Source organism: Micromonospora maritima (assembly GCF_902825405.1).
GTDB lineage: Bacteria > Actinomycetota > Actinomycetes > Mycobacteriales > Micromonosporaceae > Micromonospora > Micromonospora maritima.
On record NZ_CADEAU010000975.1, the window covers coordinates 1 to 610 of the forward strand.

Annotated in this window: 1 protein-coding gene and 1 pseudogene; both read right to left on the minus strand. The window is 75.7% G+C overall.

Annotated elements, in window-relative coordinates:
• Positions 1–153: pseudogene (locus tag HUW36_RS34805) on the minus strand (cytochrome c biogenesis protein CcdA); the annotation flags it as partial.
• Positions 150–610 (minus strand): TlpA family protein disulfide reductase (locus tag HUW36_RS33925; RefSeq protein WP_174531708.1); only part of this gene is annotated, 461 nt, incomplete at its 5' end. The pseudogene HUW36_RS34805 and the gene HUW36_RS33925, both read right to left, overlap by 4 nt.

Genomic DNA, 610 nt, shown 5'->3' on the forward strand with positions numbered 1-610 from the left:
GGCCGTCGCGGTGAGCGCGCGGCCGACCGCGCCGCGCCCGCCGTCGGGGCCGGCCACCAGCAGCGACAGGTACGCGGGCAGCATCGCGAAGCCGCACGGGTTGACCGCGCCGAGCATGCCGGCGGTCAGCGCGAGCAGCAGCGCGCCGGTCATCCCCGGGCCAGCGTCTCGACCTGCCGGGTGAGCGACTCGCCGTCGAGGAAGCCCTGGTGGACCACCGTGCCGTCCCGGTCGAGGACGACGAACGTGCTCTGCTCGACCACCTTGAAGCGGCGCCACACCGCGCCGGCGCGGTCGTCGAGCTGCGTGGTGCCGGCCAGGTCGAACTCGGTGACGAACTCCTTCATCGCCTTCTGCTGGCCGAGCCCGGCGACGCCGACGATCGGCACGGTGTCCCGGTAGGTCGGGGCGATCTCGGCGACGGTCCAGGCCTGGCTGGCGCAGGTGGCGCACCAGGGGGCCCAGAACCAGAGCACGACCGGCCGTCCGGCCAGGGCGGCGGCGGAGAACGTCGTACCGTCGAGGGTCTTCGCGTCGAACGACAGCGTCTTCGGCACCCGGGCCGGCGCGGCGGGCGGCGGGGCGGTCGACGGGCCGGCCGGCGTGCCCG